Origin of the sequence: Amycolatopsis sp. NBC_00345, from assembly GCF_036116635.1 — a bacterium.
GTDB lineage: Bacteria > Actinomycetota > Actinomycetes > Mycobacteriales > Pseudonocardiaceae > Amycolatopsis.
This window is the reverse complement of record NZ_CP107995.1, coordinates 419432-438774: the sequence shown is the minus strand read 5'-3', so window position 1 is coordinate 438774 and position 19343 is coordinate 419432. Positions and strand designations below refer to the sequence as shown.

Below are 19343 nucleotides of genomic sequence, written 5' to 3'. Positions count from 1 at the left end.
CTTCAGTCCAGCAGAGAGGGGAGGTCGCGGATGGAATCGAGGACGTGGGTGGCGCCGGCGGCTTCGAGGCCGGCCCGGGTGCCCGCGCCGGTCAGCACGCCCGCGACCACGGACGCGCCGGCGGCGAGCCCGGAGCGGACGTCGGACGGGGTGTCCCCGGCGACGGCGATCCGCCGCACGTCGGACACTTCGAGCCGCAGCGCCGCGGCCAGCACCAGGTCGGGGAACGGGCGGCCGCGGACGCCTTCGCCCGGGGCGAGCGCGAGGTCGGCGAGGTCGCGCCAGCCCAGCGCGTCGAGGATCGCCGTCTGCGTGGCCGGGGCGAACCCGGTGCCGAAGGCGACCTTGACGCCGTCGCGGCGCAGCGCGCGGATCACGTCCTCGGCGCCCTCGACCGGGGCGCACTCCCCCGCCGCCACCAGCCGGGCGTACGCGCGCTCGAACGCGGCGTTCGCCTCCTGCGCGGCCGCCTCGTCGCCGAGCAGGGCGCGGAAGACGGTGATCTTCGACTGGCCCATCGTCTCCTCGACGTAGGCGAGCATCTCCGGGAAGCGTTTGTCCTCTTCGGACACTCCGGCGGAGCCGATCGCTTCGGTGAAGGCGCGCACGACCAGGCCGTCGTCCAGCACCGTGGTGCCGGCCATGTCCAGCACCACCAGCTCGGGGGTCACAGGTCCAGCTCCACGGCCGTGTCCTCGGCGATGGCCGGGGAGCAGGTCATGCCCCGGCCGCCCGGGCCGGTGACGAGGAAAGCGTTGTCCGCCAAGCGTTCCCGGTGCACGATCGCGCCCACGTCGGTCGCCTGGGCGTACACGCCGGCCCAGCGGCGCCGGATCCGCGGCAGCGGGCGGCCGAGCAGCGCGCCGGCCACCTCGGCGAGGTGGTCGTATGGGTCTTCGGTGACGTCGAAGCCGAACGGCTGCGCGTACTCGTGCGTGTCGCCGATCGTCAGCGAGCCGTCGAGCCGCTGCACCATGAGCAGCTGCATGGCGTGGCCGGCGGCGACCTCGCCCTGCGGCTGGCCGGTGCCGAGCCCGTCGAGGGCGGGGCCGCGGTAGGCCGGGTAGTAGCGGAAGCTGTCGGCGTCGGCGACGCTCGTGGTGAGCGGCTCGCCGAGCGGCTCGGTCTGGGCCATCTGCAGCCGCACGCGGCGGACGGGCAGCTCGCCGGCCACCTCGCGGACCAGGCCGCCGAGCCACGCGCCGGTGCAGAACAGCACCACGTCGCCCTCGTGCCGCTCGCCGTGGTCGTCGACGACGCCGTTGGAGGTCAGCGCGCGGACCTCACGGCCGGGGCGCCAGGTGTAGCGGCCGGTCGCCGTCAGCGCGGCCCGAAGCGCGGGCTGCGCGGTGCGCGGCTCGACAGCGGCGTCGCGGTCGCACCACAGCGCGCCCAGGAAATCGCCGCGCAGCGCGGGGTTCAGCTCGCGCGCCTCCGCGGCGTCGAGCAGCTTGAACCCGCGCGCGGCGTCCGGGCTCGCCGCCGCCTCCTTCGCGACGGCCAGCTCCGCCTCGGTGCGCACGAGCGTGAGCGAGCCGTTGGCCCGGAAGCCGAGGTCCGGCACCCGCTCGCCGATCCGCTCCCACAGCCGCCGGGCCCGCACGGCCGTGGCCAGCTCGGCGCCGGCCGCCCGCCCGCCGACCCACACCAGGCCGAAGTTCCGCACGGACGCGCCGCGCGCCTCGGCCTCCCGCTCCAGCTGGACGACTTCATGACCACGTTCGACGGCCGACCAGGCGTGCATGGTGCCCAGCACGCCGCCGCCTGCAATGAGGATTCGCACGGCCGCCACGCTCGCTGGCCGCCACCAACGCCGCCTGACCCCCCAGCGAACGCGAGGTGAACCGACCCCGAATATTGGATCGGATGAGTTACCGTTCTGTTATCTTCACAGCCGGCCGACCGCGACGAAGACGCACACCGCGAGCAGCAGCACGTTGACGCCGGCGTTGCGCCATTCCGCGGGCTTGTGCTGCACGACCGCGAGCCGCCCGTGGCTCGCCATCGCGCCGATCATCACCACGACGAGGCCGAGCGCGGCCCAGCCGGTCAGCGCCGGGGCCACACCGGTGAGCTGCGGCAAGATCAGGCCGAGCACGGCGATCAGCTCGCAGACCGCGGCGAACCGGACCACCGGCAGCGGGAACGCGGCGGCGCCGGTCTGACCCGTCTCCAGCATCCGCTGCCGCGACATCGTCGACTTCAGCGACCCCGACAACGCGAAGACCAAGGCCAGGAAGATCTGCCCGGTCCAGAGTGCGGCATTCATCGTTTCTGCTCCCTCCTGGAGCCGGCCGGGCGGCCGGGTAACGGAGGGACGGGGCGGGCGCCGCGAACGTGACAGCTACTCGATGCGGCCCAGGCGCGTCATGAAGCTCAGCCGGTCGCCGCGGAAGAGCGAGCGGACGCGTTCGAACGGCTCGCCGTCCGGGCCCCACGAGACGCGGTGCATGAGCAGCATCGGCAGCGCCGGGTTGGTGCCGATCAGCAGCGCCTCGCGCGGGGTGGCCAGCACCGTCTCGACCCGCTCCTCGGCGCCGTCGAACACCACGCCGAGGTTCTCGCGCAGGAAGGCGTAAAGCGACTGCTCCGGGTCGAAGACCTCCAGCAGCGTCGGGAACCGGGACGCCCGCAGGTAGGTCGACTCCAGCCCGACGCGCTCGGTGTCGGCGAGCAGCACCCGTTCGATGTGGATGACCTCGTCAGCCGGGTCGATCCGCAGGTCGGCGCCCAGCCCGGCCCCCGCGGCCCGGCGCTCCAGCGAGATCAGCGTGCGGCCCGGCGCGATGCCCTGACGGCGCAGGCCCTCGGTGTAGCTGACCAGCGCGAGCGGCTGCACCAGCTTCGGCGGGGCGACGTACGTGCCGCTCCCCTGCCGTCGGCTGAGCCGGCCTTCGAGGACCAGCTCGCTGACGGCTTGGCGCACCGTGGCGCGCGAAACACTGAAGCGTTCACACAGCTCCCGCTCGGCGGGCAGCACCGCGCCCTCCCCCAGCTCGGCGATCACCGCGAGCAGCTCGACCTTCACGGCGTAGTACCGCGGGACGCGGCCGTGCTCGGGAATGCCGTCGCGCACCGGGCCGTCGGCGGACAGGCGGGACAGCGGCAGTGACGGCGGCGGCAGCGAAGGCAGCGATGACGTGGGCACGAGTCCCGAGCCTATGCGAGCCGGGCGGCCCGTGGCCCGCCGTCCCAGGAACCGCCCGATCGGACGCCTGATCGGATGACACCGGCGCCGCGCGTCATCCGGTGGCGCCGGACAGCCGCCAGTTCCAGGTAACGACCGGTCCAACGCTCGATCGAGCCGTGCCACGCGGCCACCGCGGCCCGGGCCTCTTCGGTGCGCGCCGACGCACCGTCACGGAAGTTTCGCCCGTCCGCCGAGCCAGGGCCGGAAAGATCCGAAGAAAGTTGGTTGTCCGGTTGTTCCGGCTCTGGTGTAGTCGAAGGGGCACTCCCCGTTTCCCCGAAAGTTCCCGCTTCCCCGTAGTTCCACTGTGGACATCAGTACCCATGGACACCGGAAGGACGAATCCCTTGGCCAGCAAGAGATGGTTCACCCTGCTCAAAAAAGCCGCGATCGGCGTCGCCGCCGCCACCGCGTTGGCCGGGCTGGCGACCCCCGCCGCGGTCGCCGCCCCGCCGCCGTCGACGGACGGCACGCAGGTCATCGGCGGCAGCCGCGCCGCACAAGGTGAGTTCCCCTGGATGGTCCGGCTGTCGATGGGCTGCGGCGGCGCGCTGTACACGTCGCAGATCGTCCTCACCGCCGCCCACTGCGTCGACCGCACCGGCTCGAACAGCTCGATCACCGCGACGCTCGGCGTGGTCGACCTGCAGAGCGCGAGCGCCAAGAAGGTGAAGTCCACCTACGTCTACCGGTCCCCGACCTACGACACCACCGGCGGCGACTGGGCCCTGATCAAGCTGGCCAGCCCGGTCACCGGCATCGCGACGCTGCCCGTCTCGTCGAGCACGGCCAACAACAGCGGCACGTTCACCGTCGCCGGCTGGGGCGCCGCCTCCGAGGGCGGGGCGCAGCAGCGGTACCTGCTCAAGGCCCAGGTCCCGTTCGTCAGCGACGCCACCTGCAAGGCGCAGGGCGGCGACTACACCGGCCTGATCGCCAACGCCGAGATCTGCGCGGGCAACGTCGACTCCGGTGGCGTCGACACCTGCCAGGGCGACTCCGGCGGCCCGATGTTCCGCCGGGACAACAACAACGCCTGGGTCCAGGTCGGCATCACGAGCTGGGGCACCGGCTGTGCCCGTGCGCACGCGCCCGGCGTGTACACCGAGGTGAGCAGCTTCGCGAGCGCGATCGCTTCGGCCGCTTCGTCCATCTAGCAACCTCGTGAGTGGCTATGACGGTTAGAACCGTCATAGCCACTCACGAGTCTTTCAGCGCGTCTTGTCCAGCCGTGCCAACGCTTCCTCGTACCCGCCCACCAGCTCGGCGATCACCTCGGCCACCGGGCGGACGCGGTCCATCCGGCCGACGATCTGCCCCACCGGCATGGCCACCACCCCCGGGTCGCCCGAGGCGTGGATGCGGTTGTGCGCTGGGGAAACGAGCAGGTTCTGCAACGGCATCGGCAGCGGCTCGGGCGCGTCCGGCGCGGCCCAGGCCTCCGTCCAGCGCGTCTTGAGCAGGCGCGCGGGCTTGCCGGTGTAGATGCGGGTGCGGACGGTGTCCGAGGACGTCGCGCCGACCAGCGCCTCCTGCATCCCGCCGGAGCCCGTCATGGTCTGGCGGTACTCCTCGGTGGCGAGCCAGAACGAGCCCATCCACACCCCCGACGCGCCCAGCGCCAGCGCCGCCGCCACCTGGCGGCCGGAGCCAATTCCGCCCGCGGCGAGCACCGGCACGCGCGAGCCGACGGCGTCCACGATCTCCGGCACCAGCACCATCGACGCGATCTCGCCGGTGTGCCCGCCCGCCTCGTAGCCTTGGGCCACCACGAAGTCCACGCCGTTGTCGACATGCCGCACCGCGTGCTCGGCCTTGCCCGCGAGCGCGGCCACGGGCACGCCCGCCTCGTGCGCGAGCTCGATCACGTCCGGCGGCGGCGAGCCCAGCGCGTTCGCGATCAGGCTGATCCGGTGCTTCAGCGCGACGTCCACATGGGACCGGGCGACCGAGTGCAGCCAGCCGAGCACCCCGGCCCGCTCGTCGGTGTCGTCCGGCAGCGGGGGCACGGACAGCTCCCGCAGCACTTTGTCGACAAAGGCCCGGTGGCCGTCCGGGATCAGCTTCGTGAGGTCGACCTGGCTGCCCTCTTCGGGGATCTTCGCCGGCATCACGATGTCGACCCCGTACGGCTTCCCGTCGGTGTTCTCGTCCATCCAGTCCAATACGGCGTCAAGTTCCGCGGCGTCGTTGAACCGGACGCAGCCGAGCACCCCGAGCCCGCCGGCGCGGCTGATCGCGGCGGCGACGTGCTCCGACGGCGTGAAGCCGACGATCGGCAGCTCGATGCCGAACCGGTCGCACAGGGAAGTCCGCATGCACGCTCCTAGGCGGGTTCGTGGTCCGCGGCGTAGCGCTGCGCCCACGGGTAGTCGGGTTTGCCGCTCGGCGACCGGCCGATCTCCTCGGCCAGCCAGACCGTGCGCGGCACCTTGTAACCGGCGACCTCGGTGCGCACGTGCGCCTCGATCGCGTCGAGGTTCAGCGTCACGCCCGGCCGCACCTGCACGACGGCGGCCACGCGCTGGCCGAGCCGCTCGTCCGGGACGCCGATCACGAGCGCGTCGAACACGTCGGGGTGCGACTTCAGCGCGCCCTCGACCTCCTCCGGGTACACCTTCTCCCCGCCGGTGTTCACGCACTGCGAGCCGCGGCCCAGCAACGTGACGGTGCCGTCCTCCTCGTACCGCGCGTAGTCGCCGGGCACGACATACCGGACGCCGCCGACGTCCACGAAGATCGTGCGGCTCTTCTCCGGGTCGTTGTAGTAGCCGAGCGGCACGTGCCCGCGGCGGCCGATCAGCCCGATCGCGCCGGGCGCCGGCTCGACCAGCGCGCCGTCGTCGTCGACCAGGATCGCGTCCTTGCCGAACGCGACCCGCGGGCCCGCGCTGTGGTCGGAGTCCTTGCCCACCATGCCGATCCCGGTGAAACCGCTTTCCGAGGAGCCGATGGCGTCGGTGATCACGACGTTCGGCAGCAGGCCCAGCAGCTCCTGCTTGACCGACTGCGAGAACAGCGCGGCGTGGCTCGACACCGCGACGAGCGACGACAGGTCGTAGCCGCCTTCGCGGTAGGCCTCGATCAGCGGCCGCGCCATGGCGTCGCCGACGATGGTGAGCACCTGGACCTTGTGCGCCTGCACGGCCTGCCACACCTGGTGCGCGTCGAACTGCGGCACGAACACGACCGGGCTGCCGGTGAACAGCGCGCCGAACGCGGCCCACTGCGCGGCGCCGTGGATGAGCGGCGCGGCCGGCAGCCGGACCAGCGAGCCGGCTTTACCCTGCTCGGCGAGCGCCCACTCGTCGGGCACGTACTCGCCGGTGATGAAGTTGATGCCGCCGCCGAGCGCGCGCCAGATGTCCTCGTGGCGCCAGAGCACGCCCTTCGGATAGCCGGTGGTGCCGCCGGTGTAGAGGATGTACAGGTCGTCGGCGCTGCGCTCGCCGAAGTCGCGCTCGGGTGAGTTCTCCGCCAGCGCCGTCTCGTAGGCGACACCGGTCTCGTAAGCGGTGTCGGAGCCGTCTTCGATGACGACAACGTGTTTCAGTTTCGGCGTCTCGGGGAGCACCGCGGCGACCTTGTCCGCGTAACGGCGCTCGTGCACGAGTGCGACCAGGTCGGCGTTGTCGAACAGGTAGCGCAGCTCGCCGTGGACGTATCGGTAGTTGACGTTCACCGCGATGGCGCGCAGTTTGTACGCGGCGAACATGGCCTCGAGGGCCTCGATGGAGTTGCGGGAATAGACACCGATGTGGGAACCGCGTCCCACGCCGTGGGCGGCGAGATGGTGGGCCAGGCGGTTCGCGCGGGCTTCCAGCTCCGCGAACGTCACCTGCCTCTCGCCGCACACGACCGCGACGCGTTCCGGCACGGCGTCGACGGCGTGCTCGAGTAAATCCGCGATGTTGAGTGCCACTCCCCTAAAGTAGAACATGTTATCGTTCTGGGCAATGTCCGAAGGAGTGCCGGGAGGTTTCGGTGACTGAGCCGCACGCACTGGTGACGCTGGAGGGCCACACGCTCGTCGTCACCATGAACCGGCCCGAGGCGCGCAACGCGCTGTCGGGCGAGATGCTCGCGATCATGGTCGAGGCCTGGGACCGCGTCGACTCCGACGACGACGTCCGCAGCTGCGTGCTGACGGGCGCGGGCGGCGCGTTCTGCGCGGGCGCGGACCTGAAGGCGATGGCCCGCGACGCGCCGGCGTTCGGCAGCGGCGCGTTCGACCCGAGCCGCATCGAGGGCCTGCTGAAGGGCCGCCGTCTCACCAAGCCGCTGATCGCCGCCGTCGAGGGCCCCGCGATCGCGGGCGGCACGGAGATCCTGCAGGGCACGGACATCCGCGTGGCGGGCACGAGCGCGCGCTTCGGCGTCTCCGAAGCCCGCTGGAGCCTGTTCCCGATGGGCGGCTCCGCCGTGCGGCTGCCGCGCCAGATCCCGTACACCGTCGCCGCCGACCTGCTCCTGACCGGCCGCCACATCACGGCCGAGGAGGCGCTGGCGATCGGCCTGATCGGCCACGTGGTCCCGGACGGCCAAGCCCTCTCGCGCGCGCTGGAGATCGCGTCCCTGATCGACGCGAACGGCCCCCTCGCCGTCCGCGCGATCCTGAAGACCATGCGCGACACCGAAGGCATGCACGAAGAGGACGCCTTCAAGCTGGACGCGCAGTACGGGATCGAGGTTTTCTCCTCCGCCGACGCGAAGGAGGGGCCGCGGGCGTTCGCGGAGAAGCGGAAACCTCGGTTTCAGGGCAAATGACTCGTGAGTGCGATCTGTAACACCGATCGACGGCGTCGCGACTGAGAACCGATGAAGCGCACTGAAGGTGCCTCGTTGGCGACGGCGGGGTTGGGAGTTGTCGCGGCGAAGAATACTACGCGAGCATCATCCGGGTGACGGCCGACAACGGCGAGCCTCTGGGCAACGAACCCGCCGATCTTTCGGTGCCCACGAAGTAGGGAAAAACCTCGTGAGTGGCTATGACGGTTCTAACCGGCATAACCACTCACGAGGCAGGAAACGCGTCAGGAAACGTAGCGCTCCCGCAGCCGCCGCTTGTACAGCTTCCCGTTCGGGTCACGCGGCAGCTCGTCCAGGTAATCCACCGATCGCGGCAGTTTGAAGCGCGCCAGCCGCGTCGCCGCGTAGGCCAGGAGCTCCGAAGTCAGCTCGGGAGAAGGCGAAATCCCCTCCGCCGGCTGGACCACGGCCTTGATCTCCTCGCCCCAGTCCTCGTGCGGGAGGCCGAACACGGCGATGTCCGCGACCTTCGGGTGCATCACCAGCTCACCCTCGATCTCGGCCGGGTAGATGTTCACGCCGCCGGAGATGATCAGGTCGGCCTTGCGGTCGTGCAGGTACAGGTAGCCGTCCGCGTCGAGGTGCCCGACGTCGCCCAGGGTGAACAGGTCCGCGACGCGCGACTGCTTCGTCTTCTCCGGGTCGCGGTGGTACTCGAACTTCGAGTCGCCCATCTTCATGTACACCGTGCCGACCTCGCCCGCCGGCAGCTCCGAACCGCCGTCGTCGAGGATGCGGATCGTCGAGCCCGGCCAGGGCAGCCCGACCGAGCCCGGCTTGCGCAGCCAGTCCTCCCCCGAGATCACTGTGCCGCCGCCTTCGGTGGCCGCGTAGTACTCCGTGACGACGGGGCCCCACCAGTCGAGCATGCGCCGCTTGACCTCCAGCGGGCACGGGGCCGCGCCGTGGATCATCACGCGCAGCGAGCTCAGGTCGTGGCCCGAGCGCACGTCGTCCGGCAGCGCCAGCAGCCGGCGGAACTGCGTGGGCACCATGTGGCTGTGCGTCACCCGGTGCCGCTCGATCAGCCGCAGCATGTCCGCCGCGTCCCAGCGGTCCATCAGCACCGCGGTGTGCCCGAGCTGCAAAGAGATCACGACGAAGTTGAGCACCGCCGTGTGGTAGAGCGGCGAGCCGCACAGGTGCACGTGCCCGTCGTGCGGCTTCAGCCCGAAGATCCCGAAGAACCAGGTGGACGCCGCGGGCACGTCGTCCGGGTCCGCGCCGGTCAGCGGCCGCCGGACGCCCTTGGGCCGCCCGGTCGTGCCCGAGGTGTACAGCATCGGCGAGCCCGCGGTGCGCTCCTCGGGGCGGCCGTCGCCCAGGCCCGCGCCCAGTTCCTCCACCCGGCGGAACCCGGGCACCGCGCCGACCGCGAACCGGGCGGACTCGGGCAGGCCCGCCTCGTCGGCCGCCGCGACGGCGACCTCGGCGAACCGCTCGTGCGCGAGGAACGCCTTCGCGCCGCTGTCCTGCAGGATGTAGGCGACTTCCGGGCCGACGAGGTGCCAGTTCACCACCACCACGTACAGCCCGGACTGGATCGCGGCGAAGTACGCCGCCACGAGTTCGTCTCCGTTCGGCTGCAGCAGCACCACGACGTCGCCGACGCCGAGGCCCAGCTCCCGCAGCCCGCGCGCGTACCGGTCCGCCTTGGCGGCCAGCTCGCCGTAGCCGACTTCCCGGCCGTCCGGGTCTACCAGCGCGGTCCGGTCCGGTGCCGCGGCGGCGATGGTCCACAGTCCGAGGTTCATGCCCTCAAATCTAGAACGCGTTCCACAACAGCACAACAGGCGTCTTGCCCCTGAATCGAGAACGTGTTTCACTCGGGAACGTGACGGTTTCAGAGATCCCGCTCTCCGCCCCGCTCGACGTCGGCTTCGACTACACACGCTCGACCGGGCCGGTACTGGGCCGGTTCGTCAACGCGCTGCGCGAGCGCCGGATCGAAGGCGTGCGCGGCAGTGACGGGCGGGTGCACGTGCCCCCGCCCGAGTACGACCCGGTGACCGCCGCGCCGCTGACCGAGTTCGTGCCGGTGGCCGAGGAGGGCACCGTCGTCTCGTGGTCGTGGTGCGCGGAGCCGCTCGACGGCCAGCCGCTGGGCCGCCCGTTCGCCTGGGTGCTGGTGCGGCTCGACGGCGCGGACACCGCCCTGCTGCACGCCCTCGACGCGGGCGACCCCGGCAGTGTCCACACCGGACAGCGCGTGCGCGTCCGCTGGGCCGACGAGACCGTGGGCCACATCCGCGACATCGCCTACTTCCTGCCCGCCGGCGCGCCGGACACCACGCCCACCGAGCCGCCGCCCCCGGTCGCGAAACGCGAGGAGGGCGCGCCCGTCAGCGTGGTCATGACGCCAGTACACCTGCGCTACCGGCATTCCGCGTCGCCCGAGGAGAGCCGCTACCTGCGGGGGCTCGCCGAAGGCAAGCTGATCGGGCAGCGCTGCCCGGCCTGCACCAAGGTCTACATCCCGCCGCGCGGCGCCTGCCCCACCGACGGCGTGCCGACCACCGACGAGGTGGAACTGCCCGACACCGGCATCGTCACCACGTTCTGCATCGTCAACGTGCCGTTCCTCGGCCAGCGGATCAAGCCGCCGTACGTCGCCGCGTACATCCTGCTCGACGGCGCCGACATCGCCTTCCTGCACCTGGTGCTCGGCTGCGACGCCGCGGACGTGCGGATGGGCCTGCGCGTGCGCGCCGCGTGGAAGCCGCGCGAGGAGTGGTGGACGTCGCTGGAGAACATCAGCCACTTCGAGCCGACCGGCGAGCCGGACGCGCCGTACGAATCCTTCGCCCACCACCTGTGAGGTCAGCTGTGAGGTCACCACATGCCTGAAGTCGCCGTCGCCGGGTTCGCGCAGGCGCCGAACGTCCGGGAGACGCCGGGCACCACCAACGGCGTCGAGATGCTGGTGCCGATCTTCGCCGAGGTCTTCGCCGCCACCGGACTGTCCAAAGAGGACATCGGGTTCTGGTGCTCCGGCTCGTCGGACTACCTGGCCGGGCGCGCGTTCTCGTTCATCGCCGCGGTGGACGCCATCGGCGCGTTCCCGCCCATCCACGAGTCCCACGTCGAGATGGACGCGGCCTGGGCGCTGTACGAGGCCTGGCTGAAGATCCGCATGGGCGAGGTCGACACCGCGCTCGTCTACGGCTTCGGCAAGGCCAGCGCGGGACAGCTGCGCCGGGTGCTCGCGCTGCAGCTGGACCCGTACGTCGTCGGCCCGCTGTGGCCGGACTCGCTGGCGATCGCCGGGCTCCAGGCGCGGATGGGCCTGGACGCCGGGCTGTGGTCCGAAAAGGACCTCGCCGAAGTCGCCGTCCGCTCGCGCGCCGACGCCGCCGGCAATCCTGCCGCGCAGGTGTCCGGAGTGGTCGGGACGGCCGAGCTGCTGGACACGCCGTACGTCGCGGATCCGTTGCGGGAACACGACATCGCGCCGGTCTCCGACGGCGCCGCGGTGATCGTGCTGGCCAGTGCGGAGCGAGCGAAGGACCTGGTGGACCGGCCCGCGATCCTCACCGGGATCGAGCACCGCGTCGACTCCCCCGTGCTCGGCGCGCGGGACCTCACCCGCTCGCCGTCCACCGAGGCCGCCGCGAAGGCGCTGGACCTCGACGGCGTCGAGCTGGCGGAGCTGCACGCGCCGTTCACGCACCAGGAGCTGATCCTGCGCGGCGCGCTCGGCCTCGGCGCCGACGTCCGGATCAACCCCTCCGGCGGCGCGCTGACCGGAAATCCGATGTTCTCCGCCGGGCTGGCCCGGATCGGCGAGGCCGCCGCCCGCATCCACCGGGGCGAGGCGGCCAAGGCGCTCGCGCACGCGACCGGCGGCCCAGCCCTGCAGCAGAACCTCCTCGCCGTCCTGGAGGCACGATGAGCACACCATCGCGACAGCCCGCTCGTCGTGCCGACCGGGTGCGGGTGTCCCGCAAGACACTGGAGTCGCGATGACCAAGCAACTCGCCGCCGTGCTCGGCACCGGGCAGACGCACCACCGGGCCAAGCGCCTCGACGTGTCCATGCCCGGCCTGCTGCGTGAGGCGATCGACCGCGCGATGGCCGACGCCGGCGTCGGCTGGGACGAGATCGAGGCCGTGGTCCTCGGCAAGGCACCGGACCTGTTCGAGGGCGTGATGATGCCCGAGCTGTTCCTGGCCGACGCCATCGGCGCCACCGGGAAACCGTTGCTGCGCGTGCACACCGCGGGCTCCGTCGGCGGCTCGACCGCGCTCGTGGCCGCGTCGCTGGTGCAGGCCGGGATCCACCGGCGGGTGCTCACCGTGGCGTTCGAGAAGCAGTCGGAGTCGAACGCGATGTGGGGCCTGTCGATCCTGCCACCGTTCCAGATGCCGGTGGGCGCCGGCGCGGGCGGCTACTTCGCGCCGCACGTGCGCTCCTACATCCGCCGTTCCGGGACGCCGGAGCACATCGGCGCCATCGTCGCGGCGAAGGACCGTCGCAACGGGGCGCTCAACCCGTACGCACACCTGCGGCAGGCGGACATCACGGTCGAGTCCGTGCAGGCGTCGCAGATGCTGTGGGACCCGATCCGCTACGACGAGACCTGCCCGTCTTCCGACGGCGCCTGCGCGATGGTGATCGGCGACGAAGCGGCCGGTGACGCCGTCGAGGGCGGCGCCGCCTGGATCCACGCGACGGCCATGCGCACCGAGCCCACCACGTTCGCCGGGCGGGACCAGGTGAGCCCGCAGGCCGGCCGGGACGCCGCGGCGGCGCTGTGGCACGAGGCCGGGATCACCGACCCACTGTCCGAAGTGGACGTCGCGGAGATCTACGTGCCGTTCTCCTGGTTCGAGCCGATGTGGCTGGAGAACCTCGGCTTCGCCGCGGAGGGCCAGGGCTGGAAGGTGACGGAGGCGGGCGACACCGCGCTCGGCGGCCGGCTGCCGGTCAACCCCTCCGGCGGCGTGCTGTCGTCCAACCCGATCGGCGCGTCCGGGATGCTGCGCTTCTCCGAGGCGGCCAAGCAGGTGATGGGCCGCGCCGGCGACTACCAGGTGGACGGCGCGCGGGTCGCGCTCGGCCACGCGTACGGCGGCGGCTCGCAGTACTTCAGCATGTGGGTGGTCGGGTCAGGCAAGCCAAGCTCGTGAGTGTTTATGACGGTTAGAACCGTCATAAACACTCACGAGTCTCGACGGCGGCGGCCGCGCAAAGCGAACAGCGTGCCCAGCACCCCGGCGACAACGCCGAGGGCCGCGGGCAGCGCGCCGCTCGGCTTCGGCGCGACCACCGGCCGCAGCGAGGTCGGCGACGGCGGCGGGATCGGCCGTTGCGGGGCGTCGCCGGCCGTGGCCGTCCACGAGGTGATGTAGATCAGCATCCGCGCGATCAGGGAGATGAAGAACAGCAGGCCGATCACCGAGCCGAACGCGACGCCCGAAGGCGAGTCGCTGATCAGGCTCAGGTAGAAGCCACCGGCCTGTTTCAGGAGTTCGAAGCCGAGCGCCGCGGCGACCGCCCCGCGCATCGCGCTGCGCCAGCCGACCCGCTCGCGCGGCAGCCGCGTGAGCACCCAGAGGAAGACCAGCCAGTCCGCGAGCAGCGCCAGCGGCACGGACGTCGCCGACAGCACGGTGTGGCCCCAGCTCTCGTCGGTGACCCCGACCAGCCCCAGCAGGTACCGGCCGACCGCGGTGCCGGACACGGTGATCAGGAACGACACCAGCAGCGCGGCGGCGAGGCCGAGCAACGCGAGCACGTCCATCAGGATGGTGCGCAGCAGCGGCTGGTCCGAGCGGTTCTGCCCGTACATCGCGGTGAGCGCGTCCCGCAGCGCGTTCATCCAGTTCCAGCCCGAGTACAGCCCGACGACCAGTCCTGCCAGGCCGACGCTGGTGCGCTGCTCGACGAAGCCGGTCAGCAGGTCGGTGGCCTTGGTCCCGAGCGTGCCCGGCAGCGTGCCGGAGATCGCGTGCACCAGCGAGCCGAGCAGCTGCGGCTGGGTCGCCAGCACGAAACCGGCGGCCGATGACGACAGCATCAGCAGCGGCACCAGCGAAAGCAGGCTGAAGTAGGTGATCGAGGCGACGTAGTGGTAGCCGCCGTAGTCGATGTACCGGTTGGTGGCCCGGGCCAGGTGGTCGAGCCACCGGTACCGGGCCCGCGCACGGGCCCACCGGCTGGGCCCCGGGCTGTCACGGGAACGCTTCACGGTGTCTGTCTACCCAGCACGCACCGGTTTGTCGCACCGGACACGCGTTCAGGCCAGGGTCACCGCTTTGTCCCAGTCGTCATGGGGCAGCGCGCCGTCGGTGGTGGCGAAGACGGTGGCGCCGAGGAAGTCGAGCTCGCAGCCGAGGGTGGCCAGGAACGGGGTGTCGGCGGCGTCCCGTCCGGTGGCGATGCGAAGCATGGTCTGGCGCGGCGCGAGGTGGGTGGCGTCGAACACCTGCCAGTGGCCGCCGACCGCGGCCTCGAACACGGCGTGGAAGTCCATCGGCCGCAGGCCCGGCGCGTAGACGGCGGTGAAGCGCGCGGGGATGTCGACGATCCGGCAGAGCGCCACGCAGACGTGCGCGAAGTCGCGGCAGACGCCTTCGCCGGCCAGCAGCGTGTCGATCGCGTCGTCAGTCGGGCGCCCGGAGCCCACGACGTACGCGAGCCGCCCGTTCACGTGGTCGACGATCGCGCGCACCCGCGCCGCGTCACCTTCGGCGGCGTAGACCGCGGGCGGCACCAGGCCGCCCATCCGGTCGGACGGGCAGTACCGGCTCGGCCGGGTGTAGCGGGCGATGTCGGCGACGGTCACCGGCTCGGCCGCGACCCGGCGCAGCGTGCGCACGCCGTGGTAGGTGACGCGGTGCTCGCCCTCGGGCAGGTCGTAGACCTCCGCGCGGGTGCCGTGCTCGAACTCGGCGGTCCGGGGCGTCCCGCCGCCGGAGACCGTCAGCTCGTCCTCGTCGGCGCGCACGGCGGCGATCGAAATCGCGGCGAGGCCGGGCTTGGTGACGCGGACGCCGAACTCGACGTCGACGGTGGCTTGGACCATCGGCCCATCATGCCCGGCCCGGCCGCCGGGCGCGGGGCTCAGCCGTAGCGGACCTGGTAGTGCTTGATGCCGTTGATCCAGCTCGAACGCAGCCGTTCCGGCGGCGCGGCCTCGGTGATGTCCGGCATCACGTCGGCGATCGCGTTGAAGATCAGGTCGATCTCCAGCCGGGCGAGGTTCGCGCCGATGCAGTAGTGCGAGCCGGTGCCGCCGAAGCCGACGTGCGGGTTGTCCTCACGGAACACGTCGAAGCGCTCAGGCTCGTCGAACACGTCGGGGTCGAAGTTGGCCGAGCTGTAGAACATCCCGACGCGGTCGCCCTTGCGGATGTGCGCGCCGCCGAGTTCGGTGTCGCGGGTGGCGGTGCGCTGGAACGCGACCACCGGCGTGGCCCAGCGGACGATCTCGTCCGGCGCCGTCTTCGGCCGCTCCTCGCGGTAGCGCGCCCACTGGTCCGGGTGGTCGAGGAAGGCCTTCATGCCGTGGGTGATGGCGTTGCGCGTCGTTTCGTTGCCCGCGACGGCCAGCAGGATCACGAAGAAGCCGAACTCGTCGGAGCCGAGCGACTCGCCGTCGACGTCCGCCTGCACGAGCTTGGTGACGATGTCGTCCATCGGGCAACGGCGGCGTTCCTCGGCCATGTTCCAGGCGTAGCCGACGATCTCGGCGGACGCGGTGAGCGGCTCGAGCTCGTACTCGGGGTCGTCGTAGGCCACCATCTGGTTGGACCAGTCGAAGATCTTGAGCCGGTCCTCCTGCGGCACGCCGATCAGCTCGGCGATCGCCTGCAGCGGCAGCTCGCACGCGACGTCGGTGACGAAGTCGCCCGAGCCCTTCTTGCGGGCTTCGGCGACGATGCGCTCGGCGCGGTCGCGAAGGGTGTCCTCCAGCTTCGCGATGGAGCGCGGGGTGAAGCCCTTCGAGACGATGCGCCGCAGCTTCGTGTGCTGCGGGGCGTCCATGTTCAGCAGCACCAGGCGATTGGCGTCGAGGTTCTGCTGCGTCATCTGGTCGTCGAAGCGGATGATCGCGGTCTTCTCCCACGACGAGTACAGCTCGCTGTCGCGGGAGACTTCCTTGACGTCCTGGTGCCGCGAAACGACCCAGTAGCCTTCGTCGCCGAAGCCGGCGGTGTTCATCGGCTGGGGGTTCCACCAGACCGGCGCGGTTCGCCGGAGCTCCGCGAACTCGGCCAGCGGCAGTCGGCTGGCGTAGAGGTCCGGGTCCGAAAAGTCGAAACCGACGGGGAAAAGCGGAGCGGCCACGGCTGCCTCCTGCACGGGGTTCGGCGCTGATTCCCACACTGCAACACGTTCTAAGCCTCATTGGAGCATACGGTGTTAACTTACGGAACCCACTTAGTGAAACCCGTTTACTTTACCGATGCAGAGTAAATAAGCGCAGGTGAACGAGCGCTCAGTTGGTCAAGATCAAAATGTCGGGATTACAGGGCCGCCTTGTCTAAAATCGAAACGTGTTCTAGTTTTGGGGAGTGCCTACGGACGGAGGAGACCTATGGGCGAGCCGGTGATCGTCGAGGCCGTGCGGACGCCGATCGGCAAGCGCGGCGGCTGGCTGGCCGGGCTGCACGCGGCCGAGCTGCTGGGCGCGGCGCAGAGTGCGCTGCTGGAGCGGGCGGGCCTGGACCCGGCGCTCGTCGAGCAGGTGATCGGCGGGGCCGTGACGCAGGCGGGTGAGCAGGCCGGGAACCTGAGCCGGACCGCGTGGCTGCACGCGGGCCTGCCCGAGACCACCGGCGCGACGACGATCGACGCCCAGTGCGGCTCGGCCCAGCAGGCGACGCACCTGGTCGCGGGCCTGATCGCGGCGGGCGCGATCTCCGCGGGGGTCGCGTGCGGGGCGGAGGCGATGAGCCGGGTGCCGCTGGGCGCGAACCGCGGCACGACCGGGACGCCGCGGCCGGCGTCGTGGTCCATCGACATGCCCGACCAGTACGGCGCGGCGGAGCGCATCGCCGTGCGGCGCGGGCTGACGCGCGCGGACGTGGACGCGTTCGGCGCGGCGTCGCAACAGAAGGCGGCGCGCGCGTGGGAAGCCGGGCACTTCGACCGCGAGGTGGTGCCGGTGAAGGCCCCGGTGCTTGCGGACGGTGCGCCGACGGGCGAAACCCGCCTGGTGACCAAGGATCAGGGGCTGCGAGAGACCACTGTGGACGGTCTGGCCCGGCTGAAGCCCGTGGTGGCGGACGGGATCCACACGGCGGGCACGTCGTCGCAGATCTCCGACGGCGCGGCGGCGTTGCTGCTGATGGACTCTTCGCGGGCCCGCGAGCTGGGCCTGCGCCCGCGCGCGCGGATCGTGGCGCAGGCGCTGGTGGGCGCTGAGCCGTACTACCACCTGGACGGCCCGGTGCAGTCGACGTCGCGCGTGCTCGCGTCGGCGGGCATGACCATCGGTGACCCGGACCTGTTCGAAATCAACGAGGCGTTCGCTTCGGTGGTGCTGTCGTGGCTGCAGGTGCACTACCCGGACGAAACCCGCGTGAACGTCAACGGCGGCGCCATCGCCCTCGGCCACCCGGTCGGCAGCACTGGCGCCCGCCTGCTCACGACGGCCTTGCACGAGCTGGAACGCCGCGACGCCACCACTGCCCTGGTCACCATGTGCGCCGGCGGCGCCCTCTCCACGGCGACGATCATCGAACGGATCTGAGCGGCTTTTAGCTGGGGTGGCGGGCCTCGCCGGAGGACGGCGAGGCCCGCCCTCGGTCAGCCCGCGAACGGGCTCGCGTCGATCGCGCAGGTCTTGCCCGCGGCCGGGAACACGCCCGAGATCAGGTAGTCCCGCTTCACCTGCTCGGTGCACGTGCTCGGCACATACATCGACGAGTGCCCGTAGCTCTCGGTCACGAAGACCCGCGCGCGGGCCAGCTCCGCGGCGCCGTCTTGTGCGCCGGGTAGCGGAGTCGAGGGGTCGAACCGGTTGTTCAGCACCAGGATCTCCGCCGAGGTCCGGCGGTTCCACGGGCCGGTGTACCGGTCCGCGGCCTTCGCCTGCCAGAAGGCGCAGCTCATCATGTCCAGGACCGCGATCCGGCCGAAGTACGGGACCCGCTGGTCCTCGGACTCCGCGTACCGGCTGTAGACCGCCGGGTCGGTGGGCACGTCGCTGTCACTGCACTGGATCGCGTTGAAGGCCTCGGTCCGGTTCGAGGTGTAGGGCTCGGAAGCGGCGCGGAGGGCAGTCGTTGACACAGCAGTTGTCGACAGAGCGTCGTACAGGCGCTGAAGCAGCGAAGCGATGTCCGGCCAGCCGCGCGAGTCGGACAGGTCGGCTGCCGCGTTGATGATCCCCGAGTACGTCCACGTCTCGCCGTCCACAGTGATCGGCGCCTGCTTGGCGCGAGCGGTCAGTGCGGCCCACTTCGCCTTCGGGTCGCCCGACGAGAACGCGCACTTCGGACCGGCCTCGGTGCACAGCCGGAGGAACTGCGTGAACGTGTCCGAGATCCCGGTGGCGACGTCCTGCCGGGTGTCCAGCGGCACGGTCTTGCCGGCGAAGTCCATCGTGCCGTCGAACACCATCGCGCGGATGCGGTCCGGGAACAGGTTCGCGTACGTGGCGCCGAGCTGGGTCCCGTAGGAAATGCCGTGGTAGGTCAGCTTCGTGTCACCGACCGCGCGGCGCAGCAGCTCCAGGTCCCGCGCGGTGTCGGCCGTCGAGACGTGCTCCAGGATCGGGCCCGCCTTGGCCGAGCAGCGGTCGGCCAGCTCCTTCGACTTGGCGTAGAAGGCCGCGTTGCCGCTCGGGTTGCCGGGCATCTCCGGGAACGACCCGAAGAACGACTCCTGCTCGGCCAGCGAGTCGAAGCAGCGGACCGCGGCGCTGCTGCCGATCCCGCGCGGGTCCCACGACACGACGTCGAACTTCGCGCGCAGCTCGGCGGAGAACAGCCACGGCCACTTGCCCCGCTCCCGCAGCCGCTCCAGGCCGGACGCGCCCGGCCCGCCGAAGTTGACGAAGAGCGTGCCGATCCGCCGCGCGGGATCGGTGGCCGGCAGCTTGATGAGCGCGAGGTCGATCTTCGGGCCGGACGTCTGGTCGTAGTCCAGCGGCACCGCGGCGGTGGCGCACAGGAACCCGTCCGCACAGTCGGACCAGCCCAGCTTCGGCGTCGGAACGGAGTCGACGGAGGCCGAAGCCGCCCCCGGCCCAGCCACGACAGCCATCGAGGCGCCGAGCGCGACAATCAAGCCGCGCACGACGGCTCCCCCAGGGAAACGATGCATGAAAGCCCTTTCAGAGCGGAGATCGGTACTGCCCTCATATTGTCGGCAGGCCGGGGAGCGTTGCATC

17 protein-coding genes are annotated in these 19343 nt (G+C 71.3%); 6 read left to right on the top strand and 11 right to left on the bottom strand.

Annotation, left to right across the window (positions count from 1 at the left end; all coding sequences use genetic code 11):
* Positions 1-2: 2 nt before the first annotated feature.
* The 4 genes from OG943_RS02070 to OG943_RS02055 form a co-directional block, all read right to left on the bottom strand.
* Entirely contained in the window at positions 3-671 is a 669-nt protein-coding gene (locus OG943_RS02070; RefSeq protein WP_328607942.1) for a phosphonatase-like hydrolase, read from the bottom strand.
* Entirely contained in the window at positions 668-1783 is a 1116-nt protein-coding gene (locus OG943_RS02065; protein WP_328607941.1) for a TIGR03364 family FAD-dependent oxidoreductase, read from the bottom strand. Before OG943_RS02065 ends, OG943_RS02070 begins: the two co-directional genes overlap by 4 nt.
* 105 nt (positions 1784-1888) lie before the next feature.
* Positions 1889-2269, bottom strand: a complete 381-nt coding sequence (locus tag OG943_RS02060; protein ID WP_328607940.1) for a DoxX family protein — start codon at positions 2267-2269, stop codon at positions 1889-1891.
* A gap of 75 nt (positions 2270-2344) precedes the next feature.
* A complete protein-coding gene (locus OG943_RS02055; protein ID WP_328611975.1) occupies positions 2345-3124 on the bottom strand; it encodes a GntR family transcriptional regulator in 780 nt (259 codons plus the stop codon).
* A 413-nt stretch (positions 3125-3537) separates the two neighbouring features.
* On the opposite strand from OG943_RS02055, the gene OG943_RS02050 reads away from it, so the two are divergent.
* Positions 3538-4347, top strand: coding sequence for a S1 family peptidase (locus OG943_RS02050; RefSeq protein WP_328607939.1), 810 nt, complete (start codon positions 3538-3540; stop codon positions 4345-4347).
* Positions 4348-4401: 54 nt separating this feature from the next.
* Here OG943_RS02050 and OG943_RS02045 read toward each other — a convergent pair whose 3' ends face one another.
* Both OG943_RS02045 and OG943_RS02040 read right to left on the bottom strand, forming a co-directional pair.
* Entirely contained in the window at positions 4402-5508 is a 1107-nt protein-coding gene (locus OG943_RS02045) for an NAD(P)H-dependent flavin oxidoreductase (protein WP_328607938.1), read from the bottom strand.
* Positions 5509-5516: 8 nt separating this feature from the next.
* On the bottom strand, positions 5517-7112 hold the full coding sequence (locus tag OG943_RS02040) for an acyl-CoA synthetase (protein ID WP_328607937.1): 1596 nt from the start codon (positions 7110-7112) through the stop codon (positions 5517-5519).
* A gap of 62 nt (positions 7113-7174) precedes the next feature.
* Here OG943_RS02040 and OG943_RS02035 point away from each other — a divergent pair, with 62 nt between their 5' ends.
* Positions 7175-7957 carry a crotonase/enoyl-CoA hydratase family protein gene (locus OG943_RS02035; protein ID WP_328607936.1) on the top strand — a complete coding sequence of 261 codons (783 nt, stop codon included), beginning with the start codon at positions 7175-7177 and terminating at the stop codon, positions 7955-7957.
* A gap of 266 nt (positions 7958-8223) precedes the next feature.
* Here OG943_RS02035 and OG943_RS02030 read toward each other — a convergent pair whose 3' ends face one another.
* Positions 8224-9753: an acyl-CoA synthetase gene (locus OG943_RS02030; RefSeq protein WP_328607935.1), complete on the bottom strand. Its 1530-nt coding sequence runs from the start codon at positions 9751-9753 to the stop codon at positions 8224-8226.
* Positions 9754-9833: 80 nt separating this feature from the next.
* Between OG943_RS02030 and OG943_RS02025 the strand changes: the two genes are divergently transcribed.
* The 3 genes from OG943_RS02025 to OG943_RS02015 all read left to right on the top strand — a co-directional run bounded on the left by OG943_RS02025 (position 9834) and on the right by OG943_RS02015 (position 13128).
* On the top strand, positions 9834-10817 hold the full coding sequence (locus tag OG943_RS02025) for a Zn-ribbon domain-containing OB-fold protein (protein WP_328607934.1): 984 nt from the start codon (positions 9834-9836) through the stop codon (positions 10815-10817).
* Between the two features lie 21 nt (positions 10818-10838).
* Positions 10839-11891: a thiolase domain-containing protein gene (locus OG943_RS02020; protein WP_328607933.1), complete on the top strand. Its 1053-nt coding sequence runs from the start codon at positions 10839-10841 to the stop codon at positions 11889-11891.
* 70 nt (positions 11892-11961) lie between these two features.
* A complete protein-coding gene (locus tag OG943_RS02015) occupies positions 11962-13128 on the top strand; it encodes a thiolase domain-containing protein (protein WP_328607932.1) in 1167 nt (388 codons plus the stop codon).
* A 32-nt stretch (positions 13129-13160) separates the two neighbouring features.
* Here the strand turns inward: OG943_RS02015 and OG943_RS02010 are convergent, their stop codons facing one another.
* Genes OG943_RS02010 through OG943_RS02000 form a run of 3 tightly spaced genes read right to left on the bottom strand, consistent with a single transcriptional unit; the run spans position 13161 to position 16291 of the window.
* The gene (locus OG943_RS02010) at positions 13161-14189 is read right to left on the bottom strand and encodes a YhjD/YihY/BrkB family envelope integrity protein (RefSeq protein WP_328607931.1); all 1029 of its coding nucleotides are present in this window, start codon (positions 14187-14189) and stop codon (positions 13161-13163) included.
* A 48-nt stretch (positions 14190-14237) separates the two neighbouring features.
* Positions 14238-15026 (bottom strand): transglutaminase-like domain-containing protein, encoded by a 789-nt coding sequence (locus tag OG943_RS02005; RefSeq protein ID WP_328607930.1) that lies wholly within the window; start codon positions 15024-15026, stop codon positions 14238-14240.
* Between the two features lie 38 nt (positions 15027-15064).
* Positions 15065-16291, bottom strand: a complete 1227-nt coding sequence (locus tag OG943_RS02000) for a cytochrome P450 (protein WP_328607929.1) — start codon at positions 16289-16291, stop codon at positions 15065-15067.
* Positions 16292-16541: 250 nt separating this feature from the next.
* On the opposite strand from OG943_RS02000, the gene OG943_RS01995 reads away from it, so the two are divergent.
* A complete protein-coding gene (locus tag OG943_RS01995; protein WP_328607928.1) occupies positions 16542-17699 on the top strand; it encodes a steroid 3-ketoacyl-CoA thiolase in 1158 nt (385 codons plus the stop codon).
* Between the two features lie 56 nt (positions 17700-17755).
* On the opposite strand, the gene OG943_RS01990 is transcribed toward OG943_RS01995, so the two are convergent.
* Positions 17756-19249, bottom strand: coding sequence for an alpha/beta fold hydrolase (locus tag OG943_RS01990; protein WP_328607927.1), 1494 nt, complete (start codon positions 19247-19249; stop codon positions 17756-17758).
* Positions 19250-19343 lie beyond the last annotated feature (94 nt).

Coding starts and splice junctions, on each gene's coding strand:
- OG943_RS01995 (WP_328607928.1), top strand. CDS start 16,542: ATGGGCGAGCCGGTGATCGTCGAGGCCGTGCGGACGCCGATCGGCAAG.
- OG943_RS02060 (WP_328607940.1), bottom strand. CDS start 2,269: ATGAATGCCGCACTCTGGACCGGGCAGATCTTCCTGGCCTTGGTCTTC.
- OG943_RS02020 (WP_328607933.1), top strand. CDS start 10,839: ATGCCTGAAGTCGCCGTCGCCGGGTTCGCGCAGGCGCCGAACGTCCGG.
- OG943_RS02015 (WP_328607932.1), top strand. CDS start 11,962: ATGACCAAGCAACTCGCCGCCGTGCTCGGCACCGGGCAGACGCACCAC.
- OG943_RS02045 (WP_328607938.1), bottom strand. CDS start 5,508: ATGCGGACTTCCCTGTGCGACCGGTTCGGCATCGAGCTGCCGATCGTC.
- OG943_RS02005 (WP_328607930.1), bottom strand. CDS start 15,026: ATGGTCCAAGCCACCGTCGACGTCGAGTTCGGCGTCCGCGTCACCAAG.
- OG943_RS02030 (WP_328607935.1), bottom strand. CDS start 9,753: ATGAACCTCGGACTGTGGACCATCGCCGCCGCGGCACCGGACCGGACC.